Annotated in this window: 1 protein-coding gene; it reads right to left on the bottom strand. The window is 57.2% G+C overall.

Translation table 11 applies throughout. The features are described from left to right. Positions 1 to 33: 33 nt before the first annotated feature. Complete coding sequence (locus HUX53_RS34545) at positions 34 to 873, bottom strand: DUF4238 domain-containing protein (RefSeq protein ID WP_176407480.1); 840 nt, start codon at positions 871 to 873, stop codon at positions 34 to 36. Positions 874 to 1,160: the final 287 nt, after the last annotated feature.

Consider the following 1,160-nt stretch of genomic DNA (forward strand, 5'->3'; position numbering starts at 1 on the left):
GCCGCCACCACCATCGACCACGTCCTGCACTGGTCACTGTTCCGCCGAACCCACCAGACCCGCGCTCTGATCAGCCACTACCGGCAGCGCGGAGATCCCATCCCCCAAGAACTGCGAATGTAGTACCTGGGTCAACAATAGCTGATGGCCTGCGTCGATTGGAAACCTTATCTCCTCGGCGTTCTTGATTCCCATTCCCCTGAAGGTGTTTCGGGCGTCTTGCTTGCGCCAAAGCACGACCGGTGCGTCCGAAGTGATGAGGCGCGGTTTTCGTGCTATTTCCATGGACCAATTCTTTTTGAGGAGAGCAGTTGTCGGCTCCCGCATGCCCGTCAAAGAAATTATGATGGCATCAGTCTTGGTTGGAACTTCATTGCGATCCATTAGCTCTTGGACATATATGAGCGCGCCTTTAACTTCATTCTCCCTCGGAGTGAATCCGAGATGAATTTTCTCAAGGTACTCGGCCATCAAGGCGAAGTCGACTTCGCGCCCTGCGGCGTAATCCAGTACAGACCGAGAAAACAGCAAGCGCGCCCGCGATTCCGGAGTTCTGGCCAACTGTACTGCCATCAATGTCGCCAGTATAAGTCGTGCTTCAGAGTCGGCATCTGGCGCTTGCTCGCTACTTATTGAGTCTCGAATGACCTTTTCGGCCAAACCCTCTAGCCTGGCTAGTCTATCTTCGAACTCGACCGATGCTCGATCGGTTCCAGACTCTGTTTCGTAGAAGCCGCCCTTGACGGCAACATTATGGGCTCCAGAAACTATCAGTCCAGATTTGCCTCGCCAGCGTACAGCTACTCGACCATCCTTCCCAAATCGGGCAAGGTGGGCACGGGGTACAAAGTGGTGACGCTTGGACTTGGGCACCACAACAGTTTAGAGCGAAAGTTGAGGGCCTTGCGACTGATTTACGCACACGTCAGAAGTTGCCGAATTGGGCTGTCTAAGATCAAGGGGCGGCGGCGCTCAGGCCGCTGCGCGGCCCCGCGCCAGGCCGCCCGGAGCGTGCGGCGTGGGCGCCGGTCACCCAGGGACCCGGCAAGGTCGTGAAATGAGGCTGTGACGTGCGGGTTCACTGGTCCGGTAGGCGGGTTTTGCGTGTTCGCAAGTGGCGGGTGGGGCCCGCGCGATTCGATGGAAGTTCTCACGCTCAC

Origin of the sequence: Actinomadura sp. BRA 177 (assembly GCF_013372625.1) — a bacterium.
GTDB lineage: Bacteria > Actinomycetota > Actinomycetes > Streptosporangiales > Streptosporangiaceae > Spirillospora.